Annotated in this window: 20 protein-coding genes; 8 read left to right on the top strand and 12 right to left on the bottom strand. The window is 46.5% G+C overall.

The genetic code is table 11. The features are described 5' to 3' along the window. Positions 1–99: 99 nt before the first annotated feature. A complete protein-coding gene (locus BC643_RS12920) occupies positions 100–3,513 on the top strand; it encodes a PKD domain-containing protein (protein ID WP_147377221.1) in 3,414 nt (1,137 codons plus the stop codon). 3 nt (positions 3,514–3,516) lie between these two features. Here the strand turns inward: BC643_RS12920 and BC643_RS12915 are convergent, their stop codons facing one another. After that, complete coding sequence (locus BC643_RS12915; RefSeq protein WP_120273481.1) at positions 3,517–4,542, bottom strand: PorP/SprF family type IX secretion system membrane protein; 1,026 nt, start codon at positions 4,540–4,542, stop codon at positions 3,517–3,519. Between the two features lie 346 nt (positions 4,543–4,888). On the opposite strand from BC643_RS12915, the gene BC643_RS12910 reads away from it, so the two are divergent. Then, positions 4,889–5,773 (top strand): universal stress protein, encoded by an 885-nt coding sequence (locus tag BC643_RS12910; RefSeq protein ID WP_120273480.1) that lies wholly within the window; start codon positions 4,889–4,891, stop codon positions 5,771–5,773. A gap of 56 nt (positions 5,774–5,829) precedes the next feature. Here BC643_RS12910 and trpS read toward each other — a convergent pair whose 3' ends face one another. Continuing rightward, positions 5,830–6,831, bottom strand: coding sequence for a tryptophan--tRNA ligase (gene trpS / locus BC643_RS12905; protein WP_120273479.1), 1,002 nt, complete (start codon positions 6,829–6,831; stop codon positions 5,830–5,832). 705 nt (positions 6,832–7,536) lie between these two features. Here trpS and BC643_RS12900 point away from each other — a divergent pair. The 5 genes from BC643_RS12900 (at position 7,537) to BC643_RS12880 (ending at position 12,501) form a co-directional block, all read left to right on the top strand. Further along, on the top strand, positions 7,537–8,913 hold the full coding sequence (locus BC643_RS12900) for a TrpB-like pyridoxal phosphate-dependent enzyme (protein WP_120273478.1): 1,377 nt from the start codon (positions 7,537–7,539) through the stop codon (positions 8,911–8,913). Positions 8,914–9,127: 214 nt separating this feature from the next. Next, positions 9,128–9,562 (top strand): hypothetical protein, encoded by a 435-nt coding sequence (locus BC643_RS12895; protein ID WP_120273477.1) that lies wholly within the window; start codon positions 9,128–9,130, stop codon positions 9,560–9,562. 497 nt (positions 9,563–10,059) lie between these two features. Next, positions 10,060–10,398 carry a 30S ribosome-binding factor RbfA gene (gene rbfA, locus BC643_RS12890; RefSeq protein ID WP_120273476.1) on the top strand — a complete coding sequence of 113 codons (339 nt, stop codon included), beginning with the start codon at positions 10,060–10,062 and terminating at the stop codon, positions 10,396–10,398. A gap of 81 nt (positions 10,399–10,479) precedes the next feature. After that, positions 10,480–11,298, top strand: a complete 819-nt coding sequence (locus BC643_RS12885; RefSeq protein WP_120273475.1) for a class I SAM-dependent methyltransferase — start codon at positions 10,480–10,482, stop codon at positions 11,296–11,298. After that, complete coding sequence (locus BC643_RS12880) at positions 11,299–12,501, top strand: ABC transporter permease (RefSeq protein ID WP_120273474.1); 1,203 nt, start codon at positions 11,299–11,301, stop codon at positions 12,499–12,501. A 226-nt stretch (positions 12,502–12,727) separates the two neighbouring features. Here the strand turns inward: BC643_RS12880 and BC643_RS12875 are convergent, their stop codons facing one another. The 10 genes from BC643_RS12875 to BC643_RS12830 form a co-directional block, all read right to left on the bottom strand. Continuing rightward, entirely contained in the window at positions 12,728–13,030 is a 303-nt protein-coding gene (locus tag BC643_RS12875; protein WP_120273473.1) for a type II toxin-antitoxin system RelE/ParE family toxin, read from the bottom strand. Continuing rightward, entirely contained in the window at positions 13,014–13,247 is a 234-nt protein-coding gene (locus BC643_RS12870) for a hypothetical protein (RefSeq protein WP_120273472.1), read from the bottom strand. Before BC643_RS12870 ends, BC643_RS12875 begins: the two co-directional genes overlap by 17 nt. A 113-nt stretch (positions 13,248–13,360) precedes the next feature. Then, the gene (pepE, locus tag BC643_RS12865; protein WP_120273471.1) at positions 13,361–14,068 is read right to left on the bottom strand and encodes a dipeptidase PepE; all 708 of its coding nucleotides are present in this window, start codon (positions 14,066–14,068) and stop codon (positions 13,361–13,363) included. 72 nt (positions 14,069–14,140) lie between these two features. After that, on the bottom strand, positions 14,141–15,004 hold the full coding sequence (locus BC643_RS12860) for an outer membrane beta-barrel protein (RefSeq protein ID WP_120273470.1): 864 nt from the start codon (positions 15,002–15,004) through the stop codon (positions 14,141–14,143). Positions 15,005–15,106: 102 nt separating this feature from the next. Continuing rightward, positions 15,107–16,036 (bottom strand): porin family protein, encoded by a 930-nt coding sequence (locus BC643_RS12855; RefSeq protein ID WP_120273469.1) that lies wholly within the window; start codon positions 16,034–16,036, stop codon positions 15,107–15,109. A gap of 70 nt (positions 16,037–16,106) precedes the next feature. Next, positions 16,107–17,156 (bottom strand): hypothetical protein, encoded by a 1,050-nt coding sequence (locus BC643_RS12850; RefSeq protein WP_120273468.1) that lies wholly within the window; start codon positions 17,154–17,156, stop codon positions 16,107–16,109. 3 nt (positions 17,157–17,159) lie between these two features. Next, positions 17,160–17,666 (bottom strand): RNA polymerase sigma factor, encoded by a 507-nt coding sequence (locus BC643_RS12845; protein WP_245994946.1) that lies wholly within the window; start codon positions 17,664–17,666, stop codon positions 17,160–17,162. A 15-nt stretch (positions 17,667–17,681) separates the two neighbouring features. Further along, positions 17,682–19,316, bottom strand: a complete 1,635-nt coding sequence (locus BC643_RS12840; RefSeq protein WP_120273467.1) for a S41 family peptidase — start codon at positions 19,314–19,316, stop codon at positions 17,682–17,684. Positions 19,317–19,340: 24 nt separating this feature from the next. Next, a complete protein-coding gene (locus BC643_RS12835; RefSeq protein WP_120273466.1) occupies positions 19,341–19,766 on the bottom strand; it encodes a deoxycytidylate deaminase in 426 nt (141 codons plus the stop codon). A 120-nt stretch (positions 19,767–19,886) separates the two neighbouring features. Then, positions 19,887–20,264: a response regulator gene (locus BC643_RS12830; protein WP_120273465.1), complete on the bottom strand. Its 378-nt coding sequence runs from the start codon at positions 20,262–20,264 to the stop codon at positions 19,887–19,889. Between the two features lie 727 nt (positions 20,265–20,991). Between BC643_RS12830 and BC643_RS12825 the strand changes: the two genes are divergently transcribed. Then, positions 20,992–25,194, top strand: a complete 4,203-nt coding sequence (locus BC643_RS12825; RefSeq protein ID WP_120273464.1) for a LamG domain-containing protein — start codon at positions 20,992–20,994, stop codon at positions 25,192–25,194. Positions 25,195–25,336 lie beyond the last annotated feature (142 nt).

Below are 25,336 nucleotides of genomic sequence, written 5' to 3'. Positions count from 1 at the left end.
ATCTCGCTCTTTCTCCGATCCTATGTTTTTAAAATTAAATGGCTTGTAAAATGTTTTGCGCGGATTTTCGTTAGTTTTAAAGCAGAATCTTGTACCACTGTGAAGAAACTCTTATTTGCGCTTATTCTATTTTCGCTTTGTCCGTTTCAAATGAAGGCAGATCACGATGTGTGCCAGCGTTCAACCGAGGGCACCGAATTTTGGTTTGGATTTATGGAAGGGCGTCATGATAATCCTTATGGGCACGATCTGACTATTACCGTAACTTCTGCTTACAACACCAGCTTTTCTATTTACACGGAAGGCGGAACCAACCCGATCGCAAGCTATTCGATTACCAGTAATATTCCTCAAGCCGTTACTATTCCCTGGAATGCAAACGAAGTAATTGGCTCAGAAACACCTGAAAACAAAGGTATTTATCTGGTTGCTAATGATCCGGTGAATGTTTATGCGATGAACAGCGACTACAAGTCGTCGGATGCAGCGGTCATTTACCCGTTGGAATCTATCGGGAAACAATATTTTGCCATGTGTTACGAACCGCATTATGCCACTTATTCTGCCAATGTCAATGGTACGATCGTCACGGGGTACAACGGCCGAAACAGCGAATTTTTGATTGTGGCTACGGAAGACAATACACTGGTGACGATAACACCGTCGAAAGTGACAACAGGGTTGAAGCCTGCCGGCACAGCGTTCACGGTCACCTTAAACAAGGGGCAAACCTACCAGGTGCAGTCGGCAAATCAGGAGAATTTAGCTGGTCAGGGAGATTTGACCGGGAGTTATATTTCTGCAGACAAAAATATTGCTGTATATGCCGGTAATTTTGCGACCACGGTTCCGAATTTGGCGAATGCCAGTGGATACGATCATCTTTACGAGCAAATGCCACCACTCTATTCCTGGGGAAAAGAATACTATGCGGTTCCTATGATGGGACGGAATGCTGATCGATACCGGATCTTGGCCAACCAGGATGGAACCTCTGTTTATGTGGATGCGCTGGGACAAACTTATCAATTGGATAAAGGTGAATTTGCAGAGATTATTTTGAAAGAAAGTGAGCCTTCACGCATTTTGGCAGATAAGCCAATTTTGGTTGCTCAGTTTAGCCAATCGCAGTCGATAGATAATCCTTTCGATGAAATTTCGAAACCTCATGGCGATCCATCGATGATTGTTTTGAGCTCAACGGATCAATCAAAAAATAACGTGACTTTCGTGGCCTACGAATCTGCAAGTATATCTACCTACCACGTCAACATTGTTAGTTTGACCGATCAGGTCGCCAATTTGCGCCTGGATGGAAACCCGGTTAGTGCGACTCCTTTTGCCGGAACGGATTATTCCTACACCCAAATATTGCTGAGCAGCAGTGGTTCTCATACGCTGGTAAACACGGATCCGAACCAGGGATTTTTGGCTTACGTTTACGGTCAGGGCGATAAGGAGTCCTATGGTTATCCGGTTGGTTTTAACCTGAATATTGTGCTGGATTTGGGTGAAAGCATCGACTTTGACGGCGATACCTTGCTTCTTTGTGAGGGTGATACGCTGACGCTCGATCCGGGGCCGTATTTCGATACCTACACCTGGTCGACGGGGGAGACTTCACAGGTTATTCGGGTAACCGAAGAGGGATTGTACAAAATTACAACGACCGTGAGCGATTGTCCTGCGTTGGAGGATTCTGTTTACGTGTTGTACAGCAATCCGCAGCTGACCATCACTCCCGACCAGTTTTACGATTGCTTTCCAAGCCAGGTAACTTTGCAGGCCGATGCAACCACTGGTTCGTCGTTTCTTTGGCAAAGTATGGAAGGGGATAGTTTGGGCTTCGATCAGAGCTTGTACGTTGATTCTACGGCGCTTTATCGGGTCACCGTGCATGATCTCTTTGGCTGTGTTGCTACCGATACCGCCGATGTGATTATTTTCGGCCGACCACCCGTCACGATTCATGCAGATAGTTTGGTTTGCGGTGATTTGCAAACAACCGTTACGGCAGATTTGGGGACCTACCCGGATTCGCTGTGGACCACTGCTCCGGGTGGTTTCGAATGGAGTTCGAATGACCCTGCAGTTTCTTTTAGTGATGAATCAGATTCTATGGCGATTGCATCGGCTACCACTTACGGCGTTTATGAAATCTATTATACCTTAACAACGAAGGACGGCTGTATAAGTGGCGATACACTGCAGCTCCGCTTTACCCCCGGGCCTGAATTTACAATTGATCCTAAAAACTATTACGCCTGTGCTCCGGCTGCGGTTGAATTGACGGCTACCGTGACATCCGATCAAACAGGTATTAGCTATCTCTGGGAAACTCTGGATGGAAAGACCTTGGGCACCACTTCAAGCCTGACGGTCGATTCAACGGCACTGTATGTGCTGACTGTTACCGATCAGTATGGCTGCCAGTCGACGGATACAGCCGATGTGATTGTTTTCGGCAATCCGCCGGTGAATTTGCAGGTTGAGGAGATTGCCTGTGGCGACTTGGAAGCGAATGTCACGGTCGATTTTGCGGGTTATCCTGATTCGTTGTGGAACACTGCTCCAGGCGGTTTCGAGTGGTTGTCCAATGGACTTACAATTGGTAATTCGACCGACTTGCAAGCTACGGTTACGGCGCCTGATTATGGTGTTTATGAACTTTATTACATATTGACAACGAAAGATAACTGCGTGAGTGGCGATACGCTCGAATTGCAGTTTTTACCCCTATTCTCGCTCGATTTTGAAGCCAGCGATACAACTGCTTGCGGTCAACTGAATACGCAGCTTACGGCTAGTTCAGATGATTCTTCATTGTCTTACGAGTGGTTCGCTGCCGGAAATTCAGGATTTGGGCAAACGGTTGATTTTACGATCACCGATGCCGGCTTGCACGATGTGCGTTTAATCGCTTCTTCTACCTCCACCGGATGTGTAGACACGCTGACAAAGTACAATTACCTGGAAGTTGTTCCGTTACCTGTGGCTGCTTTTGAGGTCGATCGTCAGCAGGTGCCGCTACAGGATGCTACTGTTACTTTCTACAATAATTCGAATTACGCCGATTCTTTCAGCTGGATATTTGGTGACGGCGAACGCTCTGATTTGTTCGAAACGGATCATACCTACACAGATTTGGGCACCTACCGTGCAACTTTAATTGCCAGTATGGACGCAGGATGTTCCGATTCGACATCGATGCTGATACAGGTTGTGATGGACCAGATTTATGCGCCGAATGCCTTCCGGCCTGATAGCAACATTCCCGAAAACCGCGTATTCATGCCAACCGGTTTGGGACTGAACGGAACCAACTTCATTCTGCAGATTTACGACCGTTGGGGACAGGTTGTTTTTGAAACCAGCTCGACTGCCAATCCTTGGGAAGGCTTTGATAAAAGTGGAAAAGAGGCGCCAATGAGCAACTACATCTGGATGGCAACTTACAGCGATATCGACGGGCAGGAGCACCGCCAGTCCGGGCAAATTCTACTGATCAGATAGGTCTTACTCTCCACCGAAACGTTCCTCGTACGGAACAAAAAAGGGCAAACGACCCGGATCACGCCGCTTATTCAATACAAATGACAAGGAGATCTCACTAGTGCCACCGGTTTGTCCGGCCAGTCCCGAAACTGTCCAGTCGTAACTGTAGGTGAACTGCACCCAGGGCGTGGTGTAACCGACCAGCAAAATTACGGCATCGTAGCGCAGGCCAAAGTTTTGGCGAAACCAGGCACCACCGGTAAAGCCGTGTTTGGTGGCAAACATACCGTAGTTGATTTGATCCGACACGCCCTGTTTTTGAAAGATGATTTGCGGCGAAACATCGAACTTTTTGCGCAAATGGCCGTGGCGGAAAACCGGTAAACGGGCACCTGCATGCAGGCTGTATTTTCGGGGCAGTTTACTTTCTGAAGTACTTTCTTCTGAAAAAGTCAAATCGGGCTCGGTGAGGTGATGAATAGCCAGGCCGCCAAACACACGTTTGTTGTAAACCAAAAGTCCGAATGAATAGTCGAGGTAGGAGAACTTAGGATCGGTAAATACTTCGGCTGATGTACCCGGAATACCGTTGTTGTTTTCCAGGTTGTCGGCAAAAACGAGCTGGTTGGTTTTCAGCGTATTTTCGGCATAACCAATTTGGATGCCCCCGTGAAAAAAGTAGTCTTCGTTTAACTGTACTCTAACCGAATAAGCCGCATTCACTTGGAATGAATTCAACATTTGGCTGGCCTGCGCATCATTCAACAGGTAGATTCCCAAACCACCTTGCAGCTTTTTTACAGGTGCATCGAAAGCGGCACTGTACGAGGTGTAGGCACCGTCCATGTGCTGCCATTGATCGCGGTATTGCAGTGCCACGCGAGGCGCGCCAATGGTACCTGCAAAAGCGGGATTCAAATAAAGTGGATTGCTGTAATATTGCGAAAAGGAAACATCCTGGCTATTGGAAACAGCCACAGCCGACAACCAGCATAGAAGTGTTAGGTTGAGCTTAGTCAGAATACCCGTTTTTCCCCTTTTGCGCATATGCTAAAAGTAATTAAAATCCAATAATTCCGTTCGATACTGATCAATAAAATGCTGTTTTACAGCTCGGTATTTTCAGATTTCGATCCCGGATTGATTTTAAATTTCCTTCCGGTGATATAACCGCAAATTCGGATGAAAATTGTTTCCATCGCCTGAAAATTAGCAGGTTGACCCCGATTTTCCTTAAAGAGTGTGAATTATTGTAAATGATTCCTAAGCAACTGCGGCTTTCAGCGGGTAATTGTCCATTTTACACGAAAATGGTTCGGATTTTGCATTTCATGGCTGTCCGTGCCAAACGGGCCATTAAACAGAAACTTGAAACATTCAAATTACATTGAGTATGATTAAGACGACAGTACACCGGGTTTTAGTGCCGATAACGCTGGACGATCAGGGCGCGAGTGCGATCCGACGTGCACAGGAAATCCACGAAAAATTTGAAACGAAAATTACCTTGTTATATGTTGTTCCCGAGGAATCGGTGATTACCGACTGGTTTCGCCCAATCCGGAAACAATCGAATTTGCTGGAACACCGCAAAGCTTTGAAAGCTTTCATCGCGAAACATTTTGACGGGAAACTTCCGTCCTATGTTCGCCTGAAGGTTCGTTCCGGTTCGCTGACCAAATGCATCGTCCGGATGCTGAATCACTTCCGGTACGACCTGGTTGTGTTGAATAAGAAACTGGAACAATCGCCGAAGTTGCAATCGGCCTGGGCCAATGGGATAAAACTGATTGTAGGGGAAGCGCTTTGCCCGGTATTGACTTACGATGGCGACGACAAACCGTTCAACATCAAAACAATCATGGTTCCGGTTGACATTTTTCAACCCCACAAGCACAAGGTTGCCTGGGCCATTCGACTGGCAAAAGTATTTGGCTCGAAAGTGCATGTTGTTTCGGCTTTGAAAGCGAACATCGAAGAAGAAGACAGTATGATTTATAAAAAGATAAAAGGCGTTCGGTATCGACTGGAAGAAGAGGGGATTGAGACCGAAGCGACGCTGTTACGCGAGGAGGCGGGCAGGAAACTGCACGATCTGATTCCCGAATTTATCGACGAAACCAATCCGGATCTGACCTTGATCATGACGCACCAGGAAAACATTTTCGATTTCAACTACATCGGAAAGCTGGCGTCGGAAGTGATCCTGCGAACGAAAGCTCCGGTATTTAGCATTACTCCTAAGAAGGAGACCATTGTAGCGACTCTCAAACAATAAGAAAAGCCGGCATTTGCCGGCTTTCTTTTTATCTCGTCTTCTCTGGAAGTCGTCGTTTAAAACAGTTTTTTGAAACCGATCAGTGCTTTCACCTCTTTCAAGGTTGCCTGAGCCGATTCACGGGCTTTTTCAGCGCCCATTTTAGCCACTTTGGCCAGGTAAGCTTCATCAGCCAGGATTTCGTTGATACGTTCGCGAATTGGCGTTGTAAAGGTCACGATATCCTCGGCCAGCTGCTTTTTCAGATCACCGTAACGGATACTGCAGTCTTTGTAAGCCTCGTCAAATTGTTTCACAATGGCCGGATCTGTCATGATGTTCATCAGGGTGAACAGGTTCTGAATTGGTTCCGGTTTCGGTGAGTTCGGCTCAGTCGGGCCGGCGTCGGTCACGGCGCGCATCACCTTTTTACGGATCGATTTCGGATCTTCTACAAGGGCAATGGCGTTGCCTTCCGATTTACCCATTTTTCCGCTGCCATCCAGTCCCGGAATTTTCACCATGTCGCCACCATCGAAGGTAAACGGACGTGGAATCGGGAATACTTCAGAGTTGTACATGCGGTTGAAACGACCGGCAAATTTACGGGCCATTTCCAGGTTTTGTTCCTGGTCTTTTCCAACCGGCACAAATTCCGCTTTGTGGATGATGATATCCGAAGCCATCAAAACCGGGTAAGTCAGCAAACCGGCGTTTACGTTTTCCGGATTTTTGCGGGCTTTTTCCTTAAACGAAGTGGTTCGCTCCAGCTCGCCCAGGTAGGCGTTCATGTTCAGGAACGTGTACAGTTCGGTAATTTCCGGCACATCGCTCTGGATGAAAATTGTGGCTTTCTCCGGATCAATTCCGCAGGCCAGGTATTCAGCCAAGACCTGTTTTACCCCTGCTTGCAGGTTCTCAGGTGTTGGGTGCGTGGTCAGTGAATGTATGTCGGCAATGAAAAAATAGCAATTGTACTCTTCCTGCATTTTCAAAAAGCTGCGTACCGCGCCGAAATAGTTTCCCAGGTGCAGGTTCCCGGTTGGCCTGATGCCGCTAACTACAATTGGTTTACTCATTTTGTGCAATGATAGAGATTAAAAATTCCCGTTGCCAAAGACGCCTTCTGAAAAGTGCAAAGAGTGCAGTCAGAATTTGGCAGTTGTAAGTTCTTCTCAAGCAATTGACCCCTAAATCCCCTGAAGGGGACTGTAAGCCTCACCTTTAGGGGAGGTTTGGAGGGGTTATACCACAGATTTCTTTCAATTTGAAATTCGACGGTTTCTCATTTCAAGCTTGCAGGACAGCCTTCATCAACGGTTCTTGTCGAATCAATTTCAGCTCGCTGATTCAATTCGATCAGCAAAATTAACCTGATTCCTTGAAACACAAAATTTTATTTTGAAGATTGGATTGTCGGATGTCGGATTATTGGATTTTCGGACGACATGCCCAACGACATTGGGATTTTTCAAAGAATGACCAATGACAAGGAATGACAATCAATGACCTTCATTCCTTGAGGAGAAAAAGCAATAATACCGCCGATTTTCCCTGCATTTCCGCTCGTCATTTCGCAAAATATTCGCTAGATTTAAAACCCAAAATCAAAAAAAGAGAATGTACCAATCGCCCTTATACGGAACCGAACAAGCATGGCGCAACGTGAAAAATGAAGTGCGGGATGCCGTTCTGATTTCCGGTTGAAGGCGGAGAGAAGGGATTTGCTGTTTATGCGGCAAGTCCCTTTTTGCGTTTATTAAAAACCTTTTAACCATACAATTATGACAAGACAGAAGAAGATTTTTTTGGATGAAGCCGACATGCCCAAACAATGGTATAACCTGGCGCCCGACCTCCCAACAGCGTTGAACCCGCCGCTGGGGCCCGGTGGAGTGCCGGTGACGCCTGAAATGTTGGCGCCAGTGTTCCCGATGAACCTGATTGAGCAGGAAGTGAGCCAGGAACGCTGGATTGATATTCCCGAAGAAATCCGTCAGATCTTGTTTCGCTGGCGCCCAAGCCCGCTGATTCGTGCTTACGAGCTGGAAGAAGCGCTGGGAACGCCCGCTAAAATCTACTACAAGAACGAAGGTGTTTCGCCGGCCGGAAGTCACAAGCCCAACACGGCGATTGCACAGGCCTGGTACAACAAGCAGTTTGGCATTAAGCACCTGACTACTGAAACCGGTGCCGGACAATGGGGATCGGCCCTGTCGTTTGCCTGTGCACTGATTGGCGGCATCGACTGTAAAGTGTACATGGTACGCGTCAGCTTCGACCAAAAGCCTTTCCGCAAAATGATGATGCAAACCTGGGGCGGAACCTGCGTCGCCAGTCCGAGCATGGAAACACAGGCTGGTCGCGATATTTTGGCCAAATACCCGGATACCCCGGGATCGTTGGGGATTGCTATTTCCGAAGCTGTTGAGGCTGCCGTGACCGACCCCAAAGGAGAAACGCGCTATGCACTGGGATCGGTGTTGAACCACGTGATGCTGCACCAAACCATCATCGGTTTGGAAGCCAAGAAACAGCTGGCCAAAGTGGGCATCAAAAAACCGGATGTGGTGATCGGCTGCTGCGGTGGTGGTTCCAACTTTGCCGGTTTGTCGTTCCCGTTCATGTACGATAAAATCAACGGTGCCGACATTCAGATCATTGGTGCCGAGCCGTTCAGTTGCCCAACGCTGACCAAAGCTCCTTTCATTTACGACCACGGCGATGTGGCCCAAATGACACCGCTACTGGCCATGCACAGCTTGGGACATAACTTCATCCCGGCGCCGATTCATGCCGGTGGCTTGCGCTACCACGGTATGGCTCCGCTGGTAAGTGGTGCCCTGCGCGACGGCCTGATGGAAGCCCAGGCTATTCACCAAAGTGAGTGTTTCGAGGCGGGCTTGCTGTTTGCGAAAACCGAAGGCATTATTCCTGCTCCGGAAACGACCCACGCCATTGCCGCTACTATTCGCGAAGCCAAAAAGGCGAAGGAAGAAGGCAAAGAGAAAGTGATCCTGTTCAACTTCTCGGGCCATGGTTTGATGGACCTGGTGGGCTACGACAAGTACATGTCGGGCGCGCTGTCGGATTACGAATACCCGGAACACGAAATCGCGGAAAACCTGGCCGCGCTGAAAGGCTACCCGCTTCCGAAATAAATTGAAAGTTCAGTTAAACGGTATACGTTTACCAAGCCCCTCGTTCAAGCAATCTGGCGAGGGGCTTTTTTATTGAAAATGAGTCGTGTTTAAAGGAAGATCCTGATCCCAGTATTAAAGAATTTATTGATTTGAAAAATATTTTATGTAAATATGAATCGGGGTGTTTTTTTCGTTTAAATTTGTTTTGTTAACCTTTTAATCACCCCTAAACATGAAAAAGATACTTGGTTTTGTTTTTATTTTCAGCGTTTTGCTGAATTCGTGTTCAAAAGAAAGTGTTGAAAATGAACCGACTTCTGACTTAGAAAAGATTGTAGGTTCTTATTCTGGACAGAATAATATGATAGTTTCCTATGGAGATGACATGTATTTTGATTCTGAATCAGTTTTAAGAGTAATTAGCGAAAGCGATGTGGAAGGAGAAATAGTCATCGATGGTATTAAAGGAGCCGCGATCCATGGGACGATTTCGGAAGACGTAATATCTATTTCAGAGCAAGCAGTTGTGTATAACGGTTTGCAGTATACAATCAGCGGCCATGGTGATAATAGCGGAAAATCGTTACTTCTGTGGTTAACGGTTTCCTGGACTGCTGGTGACGTAGATTATATCGCCGCTTGTACCGAAGAATTGCAAAAGAACTGAATTGTCGGATTGACGGAATGTCAACCAAATATTTTTACAAAGAGCCATTCGTCGAAACTGATTTCGGGGAGTGGCTTTTTTTTCTTTAAAAAATAGTCGAAAACCCCGTCGGCAGGAGAAGTCAGAGCTCCGGCACGCATCTAATTTCAGAGCGCAGCAAGACTATTCCGTTTGGAATGATGACTATTCCCGATGGAATTGCTCCGCTGCTGTTTGGAATAGCTATGATTCCACATGGCAGGATCATTATTCCATGTGGCAGAACGATCATTCCCTTTGGAATCATAGTAATTCTCTATAGAATATATTTGCTGCCTTCGAGAATATCTATGGTTCCACGTGTCAGCAAAGTTGTTCCATCGGGCAGAATGCTTATTCTCGGAGGTTGAGGCCGTGAGCGGGATACGGGCACAAGCATTCTTTACACCCGAAGTCAAATCAAATCAGACCGTCCGGTATTTTTGATTAACTTTGGCGCGGACAATTTTGACATAAAAATGGAATCGACAAGACAACAAAAGATAAGTCGCCTGCTGCAAAAGGAGTTGGCGGAGATTTTTCAACGCGAAGCCCGCACCATGTTCATGGGAAAAATGATTAGTGTGACCGTGGTTCGCGTGACCCCCGATTTAGGTTTGGCGCGTGCTTACCTGAGTATTTTCCCAACGGAAGGAATCCGCGAAGTGCTGAAGGAAATTCGGATCGTGAACCCCAAAATCCGGTATATGCTGGGTCGCAAAGTGGGTAAGCAAATCCGCGTAATTCCCGAGCTGGAGTTCTATATCGACGACAGCCTGGATTACATTGACAACCTGGATAACCTCCTGAAATCGTAAATTAAGTCGCAGTTGACAGTCTCGGTTGCCCAATGCGCAACTTGGAACTTGAAACTTGAGACTTGGAACTCTTACTCAACCATGCAATACGATCCCATTAAACGCTCGCTGGGGAAAGTTTTTAATCAAACTCCGGCCCTGAGAAAACTGTTTTACCGCCTGCTCGATTTGTTGCTGCTGCGGGCCTGGCATGTGCGCAAGGAACTGAAGAATTTACCCCTGTCGGCCGACTGCTCCATCCTGGATGCCGGCTCTGGCTTTGGGCAGTACACCTACCGCATGAGCCGCCTGTTTGCCAAATCGAACATCCTGGCAGTTGATGTGAAAGAAGAACAGATTGCCGATTGCAACCGCTTCTTTGCGCAAATCAACCAGTCCGATCGCGTTCGCTTTGAAGAAGCCGACCTGACCAAATTTGTGAAGCCGGAAGCTTTCAACCTGGTTTTGTCGATCGATGTGATGGAACATATCGAGGAAGATGTGCAGGTTTTCAAAAACTTTTACCACTCGCTGAAACCGGGTGGGGTAGTGCTGATTTCCACACCGTCGGATCAGGGCGGATCGGATGTGCACGACCACGATCACGAAGAAGGTGGCGTGCAGGGCTTCATTGACGAGCACGTGCGCGATGGTTACAACATCCAGGAGATTGAAGATAAATTGAAATCGGTTGGTTTCACTCGTGTTGAGGCTCGTTATTCGTACGGTTGCCCCGGCAAAATCAGCTGGCGCCTGTCGATGAAATACCCGATCCAGTTACTGGGAGTCAGCAAGCTGTTTTTCATTTTGCTGCCTTTCTACTACATTATTGCTTTCCCTGTGTCAGCCGTGCTGAATTATTTCGATGTGAAGGGAACGCATGCCAGCGGAACCGGGTTAATCGTCAAAGCTTTTAAATAATTGAGACTGGCGTTCCACATAGCGCGTCGTTACCTGGTTTCGAAGAAATCGGTGAATGTGATCAACCTCATCTCGGCCCTCTCGGTCGTTGGTGTGGCGGTTGGCACGATGGCGCTCATTGTGGTTCTTTCAGCTTTCAATGGCATCGACGATTTCATCCAGGGAATGCTTTCGAGCTTCGATCCTGATTTGAAAGTGACCGCAACCGAGGGCAAAAGTTTTGCACTCGACAGTCCCGAAATTAAGGAACTGATGCAAACCGAGGGAGTTGCTTCGTTTATGCAGGTGGTGGAAGATAACGCCCTGCTGCAGTACGACGACCGCCAGAAGTACGGCATTGTGAAAGGCGTTGAGGAAGGTTATGCCGAATTCTCGGGCCTGGATTCCATGGTGATTGACGGCAGGTTTCTGCTGAATTACGATAACCGCATGTTTACCGTCATTGGTCAGGGCGTGGCAGTCGATCTGGGTGTCGGACTCAATTTCGTAACGCCGATTCATGTCTACTATCCGAAACGTGATGCGAAAGCGGCTTTGGTACCGCAAAACGCGTTTAACCACGACTACTTGTTTCCGACCGGTGTGTTCTCGGTGCAGCAGGAAATTGATGGCCAATACATTTTGGTGCCGATTCAATTTGCCCGCGAAATCTTCGACCTCGATGGTCGTGTTAGTTCGCTGGAACTGAAATTAAAACCGGGAGTTGAAGTTGCCGAACTGCAGAAAAAAGTCAAGGAATTGCTGGGGCCTGGCTACAAAGTGCAGGATCGCTACGAGCAACACGAGTTTCTGTACCGGGTGATGAAATCGGAAAAGTGGACGAGCTTTTTAATCCTGAGCTTTATCCTGATTATCGCCTCGTTTAACCTGCTGGGCTCGCTAACGATGATTATTCTCGATAAGAAAGACGATATCTATATTTTGGAAAGCATGGGCGGTAATCAAACGCTCATTCGCCGCATCTTTTTATTCGAAGGCTGGCTGATCTCGATTTCGGGCGCTATTATCGGCGTTTTTGCCGGAATTGGACTGGTGTGGGCACAAACCCGTTTCGAGCTCTTAAAACTGCCCGGAAGTGGCGCATTTGCCATTTCAGCCTACCCCGTGAAGCTCGAGCTTTTCGATGTGCTCGCAACCGTGCTGATTGTTTTAACGATTGGCTTCTTTGCCGCCTGGTATCCGGTTCGCTCCATCAAAGGGTAATTCAATGTTGTCGTTGTTGTCATGAGCGTTGTCGGGTTGTCTCCGAACTTTATTTAATACAAATCAAGCATTACTACGACTTCGCGTCTCTGCGAGGATCAGCTTTCAAAAAATGTATCTCGAAATCCAGTCTACTGCAGCTAGGTTTTTCATGGATTGGAAAAGTAACAGCAGTCCGGTTTGAGGACGATTAATGACGCATGCTGGTCGGTTGCAGACGATTAATTTAGACTTTTTTATCAGCAGGATTCTGCCGATTTCCGAATAAGGATAGAATTTGGATCGTTTTTCCCTTTGTTCGGTAGTAAAGCGAGTAATGTTTGTAAACGACCGCTCTTCTGATATTTTTGTGGTGTTGGCTGGCCTGAAAAATAGCCGGGTTTTTGGAGATCAGCTCCAGGATATGCTCTAATTCTCGGGCGAAATTCTTCAGTTCCTTTTTCGTCCAATTAGCTTCAAGGTAATCGAAATGTTGCTTCAATTCGGATAGTGCGTGATCAGTCCACTGAATTTTATAACCACTTTCCATAGAGTTTGCGAGCTTGAGCGTGTGAACTTAATTTTCCCTGATCGGCATCTTCAATTCCTTTTTCCAGGGATTCCCGCTCGCATACGGAAATTTTATTCCACCAATCCTCTCGTTCACTATCCCTCAAGGCCATGATTTTTTCAATCATTGCTTTATCCTCCAAGGTTGACAACCATTGAATCAATTCGAGTTTTTTATTTTGAATGTCGATAGCCATACTCAAAATTAGCACTTTGATTGTAACTGCAATAACAGTTGGTCGACTTTTATGGTTTTTAAAGTAAAGACCCCGAACCAATTTTCGAGGTCTTTTTATGATTTGATTGCAATCTATTTCAACAGGAAATTAAAGTCGTCGCCGGGATTCAGCTCGTAAGCATCCAAACCTTGGATGAAGATGCGGGCGGAGCGGTTTCCGATCAGCTCCAGTTTTTCATTTTCCAATTTTAGCAAGGTACCTTCGCGTAGCCCCACAACAAAAGTCAGCGGGTTTATTTCGATGAACTCGTTGATGCGTTGTTCACGGGTTTCCCCGGCATGACCGTCCGGATTGGCATCCATGTAGTGCGGGTTGATTTGGAACGGCACCAAACCGGTTGTATTGAAGCTAGTCGGGTCGATGATCGGCATGTCGTTGGTCGTACGCAGGGTAGGGCAGGCCACATTTGAGCCGGCACTCCAGCCAATGTAAGGTGTTCCGCTTTGCACATTCCGGCGGATTGCCATCATCAGGTTCTGATCGTGGAGCATGCGCACCAGCTGCCAGGTATTTCCACCGCCAACAACGATGGCTTCGGCTTCTTCAATCGCTTTCGCCGGGTTGTCGAAATGGTGAATACTTACCACGCTGTGTCCTCCACGTTGAAAAGCTTCGTTCACTTTTTGCTCGTATTCGTCGAAGCTGAAAGTGACTGCAGCATAGGGGATAAACAGCGCTTTGACGGGTTTTTCGCCTAAAAATGTTTTGATATATGGACTTGGAAAACCCAGGTATTCTTCGCCGGGCATGGTCGAATTGCTACTCAGTAAAAGTTTCATTTTTTCGTGTTTTCAGTTCTGAGCTAAAATAAAACTTTTGGCGCGAAGTGAACAGAAAATTAGTCAGTATTTCTAAAAAGTGATGAGAGCGACACCTACAGAGAACGGGTAAAGTTCGGGTCCCTTGCCGTCTTTAAACAGTGGCTGAAGGTCGTAGGTGGCAAACAGGTTAATCCAACGGTAACCCAGTCGAACCGTTCCGGCAAAGCGAATATCGCGCAAATAGAAGTCACCCGGTTCTTTCAGCTTTTGCCGTTTGTTATCGACCCGGTATTTCACCTTGGTGTGCGTTTCCAGTCTTACACTAGTGATGACACCTGCCGAGAAATACATGCGGTTGGAGTATTGCCCCATCGGGATCTGAAATTCCAGGAGTACCGGAGCGCTCAGATATATCGATGAAAACTTCGATTTCAGGTTGTCCTCGTAAGCCAGTTGAACCGGTTCAACCCTGTCCGTTCCTTTTTCGAGGCTGTAGTTTTTATCCAGCCGATACGATTGGAAGTCGGCACCCAAGCCGGTAACCAAACCGATGAAATTTCGGTTACGCTGCAGACCCAATGAAGCCTGAATGAGGTTAATACTTAAACAATTTGAACGCCAGATTTCCGGTTCCATAAAGCCGTCGTCCATTTCAGCATACATGGAATAATCGGGTTGGGCGAAACCGTTGACCGCGATAAACACGCCGGCCCAGTTTCCTTTGAAACGTTCTTCCCAAAAATTAAACCCATCTTTGGGTGTAACATCAATGATCAAAGTGGTATTGACCGAGTCGTTCGAAAGGGAATCGGTTTCCTGCAGCAGGCTGTCCTGTGCCTGGATTGTACCCAATTTAGCGGTCAGCAAAGAGATAATCAGAAGTAGAAAGACTTTTTTCAAGATCATTGGATTAGGTAATTCAAGCGTTCTGACAAAAGTAACCATCAATTTCATTTTTCAAGCAGTTTCCCTCCGCCTCGAGCAGGCAAGTTAAAGCATTCAAACGAAAAAGACCCGCTTTCGGCAGGTCTTTCTTTATTTTGGCTTTGAGAAGGCTTAGAAGTTTACCAGGCAGATACCAATGGTGAATGGTGTCAGTTCCGGGCCTTTGTTATCTTTAAACAGGTCTGACAAGCTGTAGGTCGCGTAAACCGAGAAGTCGCGCAAACCGATACGGCCAATCACCGAATACTTGAACGGGTTGATGTTGAAGCTTCCTTTGTCTTTTGACTTGCTGCTGTTGGCTTTGATTTTGGTATGCGATCCCAGGTTGAGGCCGCCAACCATACCACCGCTGATGAAGAAATAGTTTGAGTGGTCGTTCACCGGAATTTGCCATTCGAGCATAATCGGCAAGGTCAGGTACGAGACGGTCAACTTCGATTTTTTGAAGTTTGAATCGTCAACCGGAAGCCATTCAATGATGCCGTCGTCGCCTTTGTCAATGGTCACCGGGTTGTCGAATTTGTAGTTGTTGTACTGCAACCCAAAGCCGGACACGATACCCAAACGCTGCGGAACCAAGGTAATGTTGTACTCTACAAAGTTGAGATTTACTTCGAGCGAAGCCGATTGGTTCAGGTCCATAAATTCGTTGGTTGGATCGTCGTACATGCTGTAATTGGTGTCGTAAAAGCCGTTCACACCAATTTCAAAACCCGACCAGTGCCCGTTGAATTTCTTTTTGTAACGTCTCCAGGTGCATTCGTTATCGTCGCTGTCGATAGCTTTGGTCATGTTCACGTAGGTTTTTGACCCGCCTTCGATGATTTCAATGTTTCGTCGGCCAACGCGGATGGTGGTGGTGTCACTGAAATTGTTATCCTGGATGTTGATTTTGTCGTTCATGATGCTCACTTCCGTTTTATTGGGCTCTTCATTAACGGTGACGATGTTTTTCTTCAACACCTTTACGCTGGTGGTATCCTGAGCCTGAATTTGAGCAGCGACGAGAACGATGGTAAATAGTAAAATAAACTTTTTCATAGGTCAAAATTTGTTTGTTTCTGTTTTCATTCTGCCCTATGACGGATGGTTGTCGGGGTTTGTTACAGGGCTAGCGATTTTTTTTGAAAGGAATTGAAAAGGCGATAAGGCGGCTTTCAAATTTGATTTCTTCAACCTTGCCTTTGTTATTGCGTTCCACTGCGAGGCGATCGTTGGAAATGTTTTGAGCGGCTTTTAAACCAGCATTTGCCAGGTTGTTGAAGGTGAATGATTCTCCCTTTGGGGCATCAATCAGCTTGTAAGCCAAAAATTCGTCTACACTCAAGCTTTCTCTGGGCACAAAGGCAGTTTGACTTGGCATATGAATGGATGATACGGCCATGCTGTTCATGTCCAAATGGGCTGTTAGCGGCTGCATTTTATCCGGCACCTGATCGCGTGTTGCAACGAGTCCGGTGCTCTGTGGTTCTGTTTTCAGTTGAGGTTGAATAGCGACTGTCTTTTTCGGACTAATTTGCTGCTCTGTCTTTTCCTCGGTTGCCGGAAGTGTTTGTGCCATCTGGCTCTCAACGGTGTTTTCAGTCGCCACATCCTTCGGCAATTCTATTTTTTCGCTTTTCTGGCTTTGGTCGATCTGTTGTTCTGCTACCTGGTTTTGCGGATTGTTTACCTGTTTGCGGGGAACCAAGGCCCAAACCGAGAAGAATAACAGCAACAGTGCAGCCACGCGGGTCGCCCACAGGTATATTGGCGTTCTTTTTTTTCGAAGCAGTTTCTCTTTGTCAGGAAATTGGACGGACAAATCGGCTTGCAAGTGCATCTTTTTCAACAGGTGCAGGCTTTTCAATTTTTCCGAATCGTCTTCTACTTCAGATTCAAATTGTTGTTTTTTTTCAGCGCTGAAATCGCCTTCCAGGAAAGCGACGGCGCGATAGTCGAAGCTATCGTTAATATTGGATTCTGATTTGAGAAGTTGTTCCTTGCTTGCAAAAATTACTGTTTCTGCTTCCAGTTTGATGTCTCCGACGGCTTTCAACTCTGCGGCCAAATCCGGGTTGTTCTCCAGAAAATCCAGAAATTCATCAACCAGATCGGCAGGCAGGTTGCCATCGATATAGTCGACGAAATAACTTTCATAATTTGACCGGTCTATTCTCATCTTTCAAACTAAAACGTCCATTTTACCAATGTAATTCTTCAAAAACACCCGGGCGCGGTAAATGTAAACTTTCACCTGCGACTCGTTGAGGGTGGTAATCTCGGCTATTTCTTTGTAGGAATAACCTTCGTAATCGCGCAACAGCAGTACCGAACGCTGATCGTCGGGGAGCAGAAGAATAGCTTTGTTGAGGATCTCGTGAAGATCGGAATATTGCTCGAAGTGAACTTCTTCCGACTGAACTTCTTCCACGATACTCAAGCGACTGTCCTTCCGAATCAAATCGATTAAACGATGGTAAGCCGTCGAGTAGAGATAAGCTTTCACTTTCTCTCCAGAAACCTGCTCCCGATGAAGCCAAAGCTTCTCGAAACTGTCCTGAACAATATCGCGCGCTTTTTCTTCGTCGCGAATATTTTTCAAAACAAATCGAAAAACTCCGTCGGCATGTTTGTTTACGGCCTCGTTATAATCTTCAACGGTCATGGGGTTTTCTGCACATTTCCCCATATGACGAACGAGATTTTATTTTGTTACAGCCAAAAGTTGAGTTAATGTTTGATTTTCTTCGGAAAGTTCGATCGCTTTCAACAATGTTTTGTCTATTTCCTGTATGATTGGGTAGAATCCTACGTCGCCGATAATGTTCCGGGCAATGTAAGCCATGAGTTGGTGTTCGATAATGTCGCCCGAAATTTTCAGGTCGGCCTCATTGCGTTTTACACCTTTACCGGCAGCGAAGGCAATAAACTGATCCATGATCTTCACATCGGTCAGGTATTGTTCAAATTGTCTGGCAGAAGTCAGTTTAAGCAATTTGTCGCGGTTTTTATCGGCGTAGTCGAATGCAAAGTTGTAGACCAATGCCTTTTGAACGATCTTCGAATAGTAATCGGAATAGCCCATGGTATCAAGCGGAACGAAATAGTCGGGCATAATACCGCCTCCGCCGTAGACAATCCGTCCGCCTTTTGTTTCATACTTCAGTGAGTCGGAAAAATGAATACTGTCTGCTTCCTGGAATTCCCCGTGAACAGCGCGGTTCATGATGTCGTGGTAATATTCGTCGGTTCCGTCGGTGTACGGTTTCTGGATGCTACGTCCGCTGGGGGTATAGTAGCGGGCAACAGTCAGGCGCAAAGCCGATCCGTCGCTGAAAGGAATTTGCTCCTGAACCAGGCCTTTCCCGAACGAGCGGCGTCCAACAATGATACCTTTGTCGTTGTCCTGCAGTGCTCCGGCAAAAATTTCACTGGCCGAAGCTGAATATTCGTCCATCAACACAAAAACCCGTTTGTCGGCCCAATGCGCTTTTCCGGTCGCGTTGTATGTTTTGCGTGGTTGCGAGTGTCCTTCAGTGTAAACAATCAGGTCGCCTTCATCCAAAAATTCGTTGACCATTTTTACGACAGCCATCAGGTATCCTCCCGGGTTTCCGCGCAGATCAACGATGATTTGCTTGGCACCTTCGCCATTGATGGTGCTCACCGCTTTCATGAATTCGGCATATGTTTTTTCTGCGAAGCGGCTAACTTTCACGTAACCGGTTGTGTCGTTGATCATGTAGCTCACATCGACACTGATGATTGGAATATCACCCCGTGTGATGTCGTAACTCATCAGATCTTTAAACCCTTTCCGCTTAATGCCAACGTTTACCTGTGTCCCTTTTTCGCCGCGCAGCAAATTCAGAACGGTTTCGTTTTTAACACCATTGCCGGCGATGAGCGAGTCATCAACCATGACAATGCGGTCGCCCGGCTGAATGCCAAGTTTTGAGGAAGGACCACCGGAAATCACATCAACAACCTGAACGGTGTCGTTGTGAATGGAGAACTGAACGCCGATACCGCCGAAATTTCCCTGCATTTCTTCGTTCACTTCCTGCATGTCTTGAGCTGGAATATAGGTGGAGTGTGGATCCAGATTTTTTAAAAGAACCGGGATGGCATCTTCTTCAATTTTATTGATATCGACAGAGTCGACGTAGGCATTGGAAATCAGATCTGTGATTGTGCTGAGTTTATCCGGCCTTGGAGCCGACAAATTTTGAAAACCAATTTGCGGGGACTGGGTGCTTAAGTGGTTGCCCAGAAATATACCTACGATTACGGACACTGCTATCAGCAGTGGTAAATAGATGCCAATTCGCTTGTTCATTTTTTGTTTTCTGTTTTCGTATTCCTAATCTTCAATTTCTACCTGAACTACTTCAATATTTGCTCTTTTCAGTAGTTCAATGCCATCTTCCAATCGGTAATTGTCGGTAAAAACAACGCGTTTAATACCGGCCTGAATAATTAATTTGGAGCATTCCATACAAGGTGAAGAGGTGACATACATGGTAGCGCCATCGCTGCTGTTGCTCGATTTGGCAACTTTGGATATCGCATTCGCTTCAGCATGCAGAACGTATGGTTTGGTTTTATTGTTTTCGTCTTCACAATTATTTTCAAATCCGGAGGGTGTGCCGTTGTAGCCGTCGGAGATAATCATTTTGTCTTTGACCAGGATGGCTCCGACTTGCCGACGTTTGCAATACGAGTTTTGCGCCCAGATGGCGGCCATTTTCAAATAGCGTTTGTCTAAAAGGTATTGTTTGTTATCCATTTTCGGTTTTGTGAATTCTCAAAAGTAATAAATGAGATTGCTTTTGAACGATTCCGGCAATAAAAAACGTTCACCTCTGCAAGGAAATGAACGTTGACAATATTCAAAATGTAGTCAGTTTCAGACGTGCATGAACTTTTCGACCAAGTTCAAAAGATCTTTGGAACGAATTGGTTTTGCCAGGTATTCGTCGCAGCCGGCTTCCAATGCTTTTGCCCGGTCTTCGGCCATCGCAAAGGCTGTTTGAGCAATGATCCGGATATTCGGATTAATCGATTTAATCAAACGGGTGGCTTCGTATCCATTCATTTCCGGCATTTGAAGATCCATTAAAATGAGGTCAAAATTTTCGTGTTTTTTAAAAAGCTCAACAGCTTCCCGCCCGTTTTTGGCCCATACAATTTCCGCTTTGATTTTACTAAGCACAGCATTCAGATAGAGGAAATTGGATTCCACATCCTCGGCGATCAATATTTTTAGCGAATCCACCACAATCATGTTTTTGCTTTTAATCTTGATTAACAAAGATATTGCATCTGACTTTCAAATGCTATACCTCGGTGTCGTTTTTTACGGAAGGTATGACGAGTAACGATTCTGTTCGTGTGTAAAGTATTGTTTGTGAGTGTTTAAATGATATGTTTTTGTTAGGTCCATGTTTTTCGAGGATTATTGACTGTTTCGGTTGTTCGAATTGGATTTTTTAGTTGAAAAGTACAGCTCCCGGTGTGGTTCAGTGGTGTGGTGCCTGGCTATTCGATATGAGAATATAAAGGATAGTTGTGCCAGCTGATTTTTGGGGCGGGTGTGAAAACTGAGTTTTTCACATTGTTATTGCAACGCGTGAGACTTGCCGGAATTTTGCCAGGCAGAAATCGTCACAGGTTGAATTTTGTTTTATTGGGATTTCGATAAACGGCTCAATTTCGTGCTTTTGACGACCAGTGTGTTAAATACTGTTAAATACCGGTTTGTTTTTCCGTTTCAATGCTTTGCTGTAAAGCTTATAGATAGTCGTTTTCTCGCGTATAAGTTCTTCATCGGGAGTTATTTTGGCGATTTTGGTTGGTCGATCTTTATTTTTGTATTGCAATAATTATCGTAAATTGAATGGGAGATATGAATCCTTTTCTCTGAAACAGGTCATTCGATCTGCGCATGTCGACGTTTACTTCGCCGGCAGTTATCCAATTTTTTTCAGATGAACAACAAAATTTAAGAACTTATGGCAGTTCAACCCAGCTATCATTGGACTTTTCAAGAGCGCGAAGGTTCAATCGTCAAAGACAGCGTAAAAGGAATTGAAGGGAAGTTATTTGGCACTTATTACGAAGGTTACGGTCGTTTTGGCGATGCCGTCAAGGTTAACGGACTCAATCAAAAAATTGTATTTCCTGCAGAAATTGGGCAGTTTGGCACCAGTGATTTTACGATTGCTTTCGGTGTACGCATTTTTCATAATCAAAGACAGGATGATTTAGATCTTTTCGGAAACCGATCGGTGAGTGGGCACGGCAATTTCTTCGCCATCCGGAGTAATCATCAACACAACCTCTGGTTTGAGGTCGATCAGGATGGCAATGGGACCAATTACATTGTGGCCAAAACCAATGATCTTAAGCTATCCGACGGTAAATGGCACCATTTGGCTTTTGTTCGGAAAGGAGTTGTTTTGCAGGTTTATTTCGACGGGCAGTTTGTTGTTGAAGCCAAATCTGAAACCGGCATTGCCAATATCACTAACAGTGCTGAAGTGCGTCTGGGCGACTGGAAGCGAGGAACGCCGATTGCCAGGTACGAAGATCTTCGCATTTACCAGAGTGCACTAAATCCGGTAGAGATTCAAAACCTTGTCATCCCGTTTAACCGAGCTTTGAACCCCGGGGAAATTGAATTGATTGGTACCGACGACACGGCCGTAATTTTATCCATTGCCCGTGCAAATCTCGACGGCTTCGAGACACAGTTTAGGGAGATCCGCCTGGGGCCAAATACCGGAGCAACGCTCTACCAATATGTCGATTTCAAAGGGCAGGCGTTGAAACTTTATGCTGATATCGATAATATTCCATCGACAAAGATTGGTGCCTATCTGCGTTCCATTCAAATTTGGTCGAGCCGTAACGATCCATTTACGGGCAAGTGGTTGTTGCAGGCGCCTAATGGTGAATACCTGAGTGCCGACCGCGCCCTGCTAACTACAGCTTCCAGCCGAACGGTCAACGAGCTTTTTCAGTTTCAATTCAATGATTCGCTGCAACAAATTCAGTTGGTGTCGCCTGGTCAGCCTGAAGGGTATTTCAGTCAGTTTTTGATCAACAAGCAGCGCACTTCGTTGCTACTTATCGACGATAGTGACGGTGACGAAGGTTTCTTCTCGATTGTTGATTTTAAACATGAACGCTGGTTGCGGCTTCGCGAAGAGGATAAATTATTTGTCTGGACATCCAAGCCCGAAAAACGAAGCCTTTTTTACCGGGCATCGAAGATAGCCGAAACTGAAGGGCAGGTGGGGGAGCTGTCGCCCGGAGAAGTAGCCTTGTACGAACATTCCTATTACCATGGGCGGGCATGGATTTTAAACGATGGTGAACCTGGCCTGGAGGGTGTGTATCGTAACCTAAATGTGTTTCCGAACCTGGATAATGTGGCTTCGTCAATTCGGCTGGGGCCGGGTACCGGAGTGAGTTTGTTTGCTAATCCGGATTTGAAAGTCAATGAAAAGAATCGGGAAAATGAAATTGAGGATTACTTGAAAAACAGCAGTAGCTTAGGGGAGGGACAGATTGGGCACGACCGACTTTCATCGTTGCGCATTTTTCGTACGCTTGCACCCGAAGATGTGTTTGAGTCGTACAGCGCCGTGCTTGGGCAGGACTACCGCATGGTGGACAATGAGCTGGAGGAATTTAGCTCCTATCGTACCATTGTTGCTTTTCCTCCGGGCACGAACGAAGAGGTCGAAATTTCGGCTACCGACTTCACTGTTATTGAAATAGATGACGAAACCTACGAAGTTGATGAAGTAAGTTCGGTAAAAGTGAAGCCCAACGCGATGGGGCGAATCATGATAACCTCCGAGGCAGAAGGGCTGAGCACCCCGGGCCTGAAGTTTAAAACCCAATCGATGGCGACCAATGAGCGCGTGGTATTGTTCCCCGATCGCGAAGTGCATCGGAAAATTGCCAACATGCAGCCCGATGAACTTTGGAATGCCAAGGACGCCGAGGGTAACCCGCTTGTAGATCAAAATGCGTTCACTCAAACCGAGATTGCTGCTGCCCAAAACACCATTTCTCGGGTCATGGCAACAGTGGTGCCTGAAAACGCACCTTCGGTAACCAAAGCCGACGGAGTAGATAAAAACGAGTTCAGTGCCAAAACATCGGCGAGTCGGCTGGTTTCTGATGCTACCGAGCCCAAGCCCTGGGCAATTAAATTTTCGGATGCCGAAACAACTTCAGCCCCGGCTAATAACAACCCGTTGATAATGTCGTCGGTGAGTGCCACTAAAGCCATTTGGGAAGAACCAGTTAAAGAAGATGATTTCCTGAAAATACTTGCAGAAGCGAGCAGTGGAGCAGATGATGAACTTCAATCCTTGAGCGCCGCCGCCGCCCGGCTTAAAATCGGAAGGGCGATCAAGAGTGCGGTGAGTGGAGCTAAATCGGTCACCATTGGCTTTGCGAAGGATCTGGCTGGCGTAGCCTCGGCAGCAGCAAAAAATACGATGAACATTATTGTTGATGTAGGCGGGAAACTCGTTTCTTTTGTGCTCGACACGGTGGAGAAAGTCGCTGGATTTGTCGAAGGATTGTTCGAGAAAATTATGGGTGCCATTGAAAAAGCGATTGAATTTTTACGGGCCCTCTTCGCCTGGAAAGATATCCTGGATACCCAGCGCTACCTGGTCAAAGCTGTAAACTCGGGCTTCGTTGCCATGAAAGATGGTATTGAAAATGCCAAAGACGCGGTCGCCGACTTTGTGGATGGTTTGCAGGATTCGGTCGAAGATGGTATGAATAAACTGGTGGAAGCTTTGGGTGTCGAACCGTCGGAAGTTCAGAGCAGTCGGTCTGTTTTACCCGAATCGGTGGAGTGGTTTTTTTCCAAGTTGTTGAGTGGCAGTAAAAAGAAAGGTGCCCAAACCGCACCTGATGCACCGGAGCAGAAGGGGGCCGGCGGACTAGCCGACTTCATGGGCGTCTTTTTCGAACGTATCAAAAGTATTACCGACTTACTGTCCATCGGCATTGGAGGACTTGCAGATGCCCTTGTCGCCCTTGTTAAAAATCCGCTTCGGCCGCAACTAGCCCTTGCTGTTTTAATCGAAGCTGCCCGCGATTCCATTATTCAGCTGTTGGAAATTGCAGGGGATCTGGTGGGCGATTTTCTAAATGTGCTCGAAGAAGCTGTTCAGCTCTTTCAAAATTTACTCAATGGCGAGATTAAGATTCCTTTCATTTCCGATTTATTCAAGCTCATTGGTGCAGGCAAGCTTAATATTCTTAATCTTACATCGCTGCTTGTCGCCATACCGCTTACAGCCATTTCTAAATTGATATCCGGAGAAAAACCTTTCGAGGGAGAGCCACTGCCCGATTTTGCTGCTTCGGATGGGGATAACCTCAGTGTGCAAAGCACCTTGCTCTTGTCTATCTCCGTTGATTCGACTGGTGAAGATTCCGCCGCAAACGAAGATGAGAATCAACGAGCCAGCGCTGCAAGAATACGATCGGTGAAGGTTTGGGGCCGTGCAGCACTTACGGTTGATGTTATGAACGGAGTCATTAACTGTATTCTGGATGCTTTTGCCGAAGGCGAAGATGATAAGTTAAACGAGGTAACAGCAGGTCTTGGGCTGGAAATCGTCAGTCTGGCGTTGAGCGGAATTAGTTGGCTGGCCAGCTTCCCCTCGTCACCGGGTTTTCCGGGAGGTCGGCCTTACAATCTTTGTAAGCATAAGTTAAGAGGAAGCAAGTTTGATGCATTGGAGAATGATGAAAAGGAAATGCTCCGCAGTGAACGGGTGATGTGGGGATGGCGAACCGCTGTTTATTGGCTCGACGTAGCTTTAGTTATGTTTTCTATCGGAAAGGCTGCTAGCAGTTCCAAAGAACCACCAAAAATACAACGTATGAAACGCCGTGACGAAATTTCAATCTTTTGTTATTGGGTTTTTTCGTGCGTCGACTTGGGACTCACTATGCGCCATCTGAATAAGGTTCCCGAAGACGATAACCCGGAAGATGAAAAGGTGAATGAAATTTTTGCGGCGCTGCCTGGCATGTTATCCCCGATTCGGATGATGGGCGGGGAAGGCGCTGTCTCTCTGGCTGCGATTGATCTAATTTCGACTGCATTAAATGCTAAAATTGGTAGGGGACTGCTCGATGATGACTTGGCCGAACTGCGCGGTGCCTCATAAATTCGAGGACCCGTAGTAGGCTCTTGATCCGAAGATCGAACGCTTTTGAATCTGAATTTATCGATTTCAATTCGTTCGATCTTTTTTTTGATTTAAGCTGGTTGCAGCATAGTCATTCTGCAGAGCGGTCAAAAAATGGGGG

Origin of the sequence: Mangrovibacterium diazotrophicum, from assembly GCF_003610535.1 — a bacterium.
GTDB classification, from domain to species: domain Bacteria; phylum Bacteroidota; class Bacteroidia; order Bacteroidales; family Prolixibacteraceae; genus Mangrovibacterium; species Mangrovibacterium diazotrophicum.
Note: the sequence above shows the minus strand (reverse complement) of the source record. Positions and strands in the feature narration are given on the sequence as shown.

What these genes read in the sequence shown, in the direction of transcription:
- BC643_RS12840 (WP_120273467.1), bottom strand. Translation starts at nt 19,316, where the DNA reads ATGAACAAGCGAATTGGCATCTATTTACCACTGCTGATAGCAGTGTCC.
- BC643_RS12850 (WP_120273468.1), bottom strand. Translation starts at nt 17,156, where the DNA reads ATGAGAATAGACCGGTCAAATTATGAAAGTTATTTCGTCGACTATATC.
- BC643_RS12825 (WP_120273464.1), top strand. Translation starts at nt 20,992, where the DNA reads ATGGCAGTTCAACCCAGCTATCATTGGACTTTTCAAGAGCGCGAAGGT.
- BC643_RS12855 (WP_120273469.1), bottom strand. Translation starts at nt 16,036, where the DNA reads ATGAAAAAGTTTATTTTACTATTTACCATCGTTCTCGTCGCTGCTCAA.
- BC643_RS12900 (WP_120273478.1), top strand. Translation starts at nt 7,537, where the DNA reads ATGACAAGACAGAAGAAGATTTTTTTGGATGAAGCCGACATGCCCAAA.
- BC643_RS12875 (WP_120273473.1), bottom strand. Translation starts at nt 13,030, where the DNA reads ATGGAAAGTGGTTATAAAATTCAGTGGACTGATCACGCACTATCCGAA.
- BC643_RS12830 (WP_120273465.1), bottom strand. Translation starts at nt 20,264, where the DNA reads ATGATTGTGGTGGATTCGCTAAAAATATTGATCGCCGAGGATGTGGAA.
- BC643_RS12885 (WP_120273475.1), top strand. Translation starts at nt 10,480, where the DNA reads ATGCAATACGATCCCATTAAACGCTCGCTGGGGAAAGTTTTTAATCAA.
- BC643_RS12870 (WP_120273472.1), bottom strand. Translation starts at nt 13,247, where the DNA reads ATGGCTATCGACATTCAAAATAAAAAACTCGAATTGATTCAATGGTTG.
- BC643_RS12845 (WP_245994946.1), bottom strand. Translation starts at nt 17,666, where the DNA reads ATGGGGAAATGTGCAGAAAACCCCATGACCGTTGAAGATTATAACGAG.
- BC643_RS12910 (WP_120273480.1), top strand. Translation starts at nt 4,889, where the DNA reads ATGATTAAGACGACAGTACACCGGGTTTTAGTGCCGATAACGCTGGAC.
- BC643_RS12835 (WP_120273466.1), bottom strand. Translation starts at nt 19,766, where the DNA reads ATGGATAACAAACAATACCTTTTAGACAAACGCTATTTGAAAATGGCC.
- BC643_RS12915 (WP_120273481.1), bottom strand. Translation starts at nt 4,542, where the DNA reads ATGCGCAAAAGGGGAAAAACGGGTATTCTGACTAAGCTCAACCTAACA.
- BC643_RS12860 (WP_120273470.1), bottom strand. Translation starts at nt 15,004, where the DNA reads ATGAAATTGATGGTTACTTTTGTCAGAACGCTTGAATTACCTAATCCA.
- pepE (WP_120273471.1), bottom strand. Translation starts at nt 14,068, where the DNA reads ATGAAACTTTTACTGAGTAGCAATTCGACCATGCCCGGCGAAGAATAC.
- trpS (WP_120273479.1), bottom strand. Translation starts at nt 6,831, where the DNA reads ATGAGTAAACCAATTGTAGTTAGCGGCATCAGGCCAACCGGGAACCTG.
- rbfA (WP_120273476.1), top strand. Translation starts at nt 10,060, where the DNA reads ATGGAATCGACAAGACAACAAAAGATAAGTCGCCTGCTGCAAAAGGAG.
- BC643_RS12895 (WP_120273477.1), top strand. Translation starts at nt 9,128, where the DNA reads ATGAAAAAGATACTTGGTTTTGTTTTTATTTTCAGCGTTTTGCTGAAT.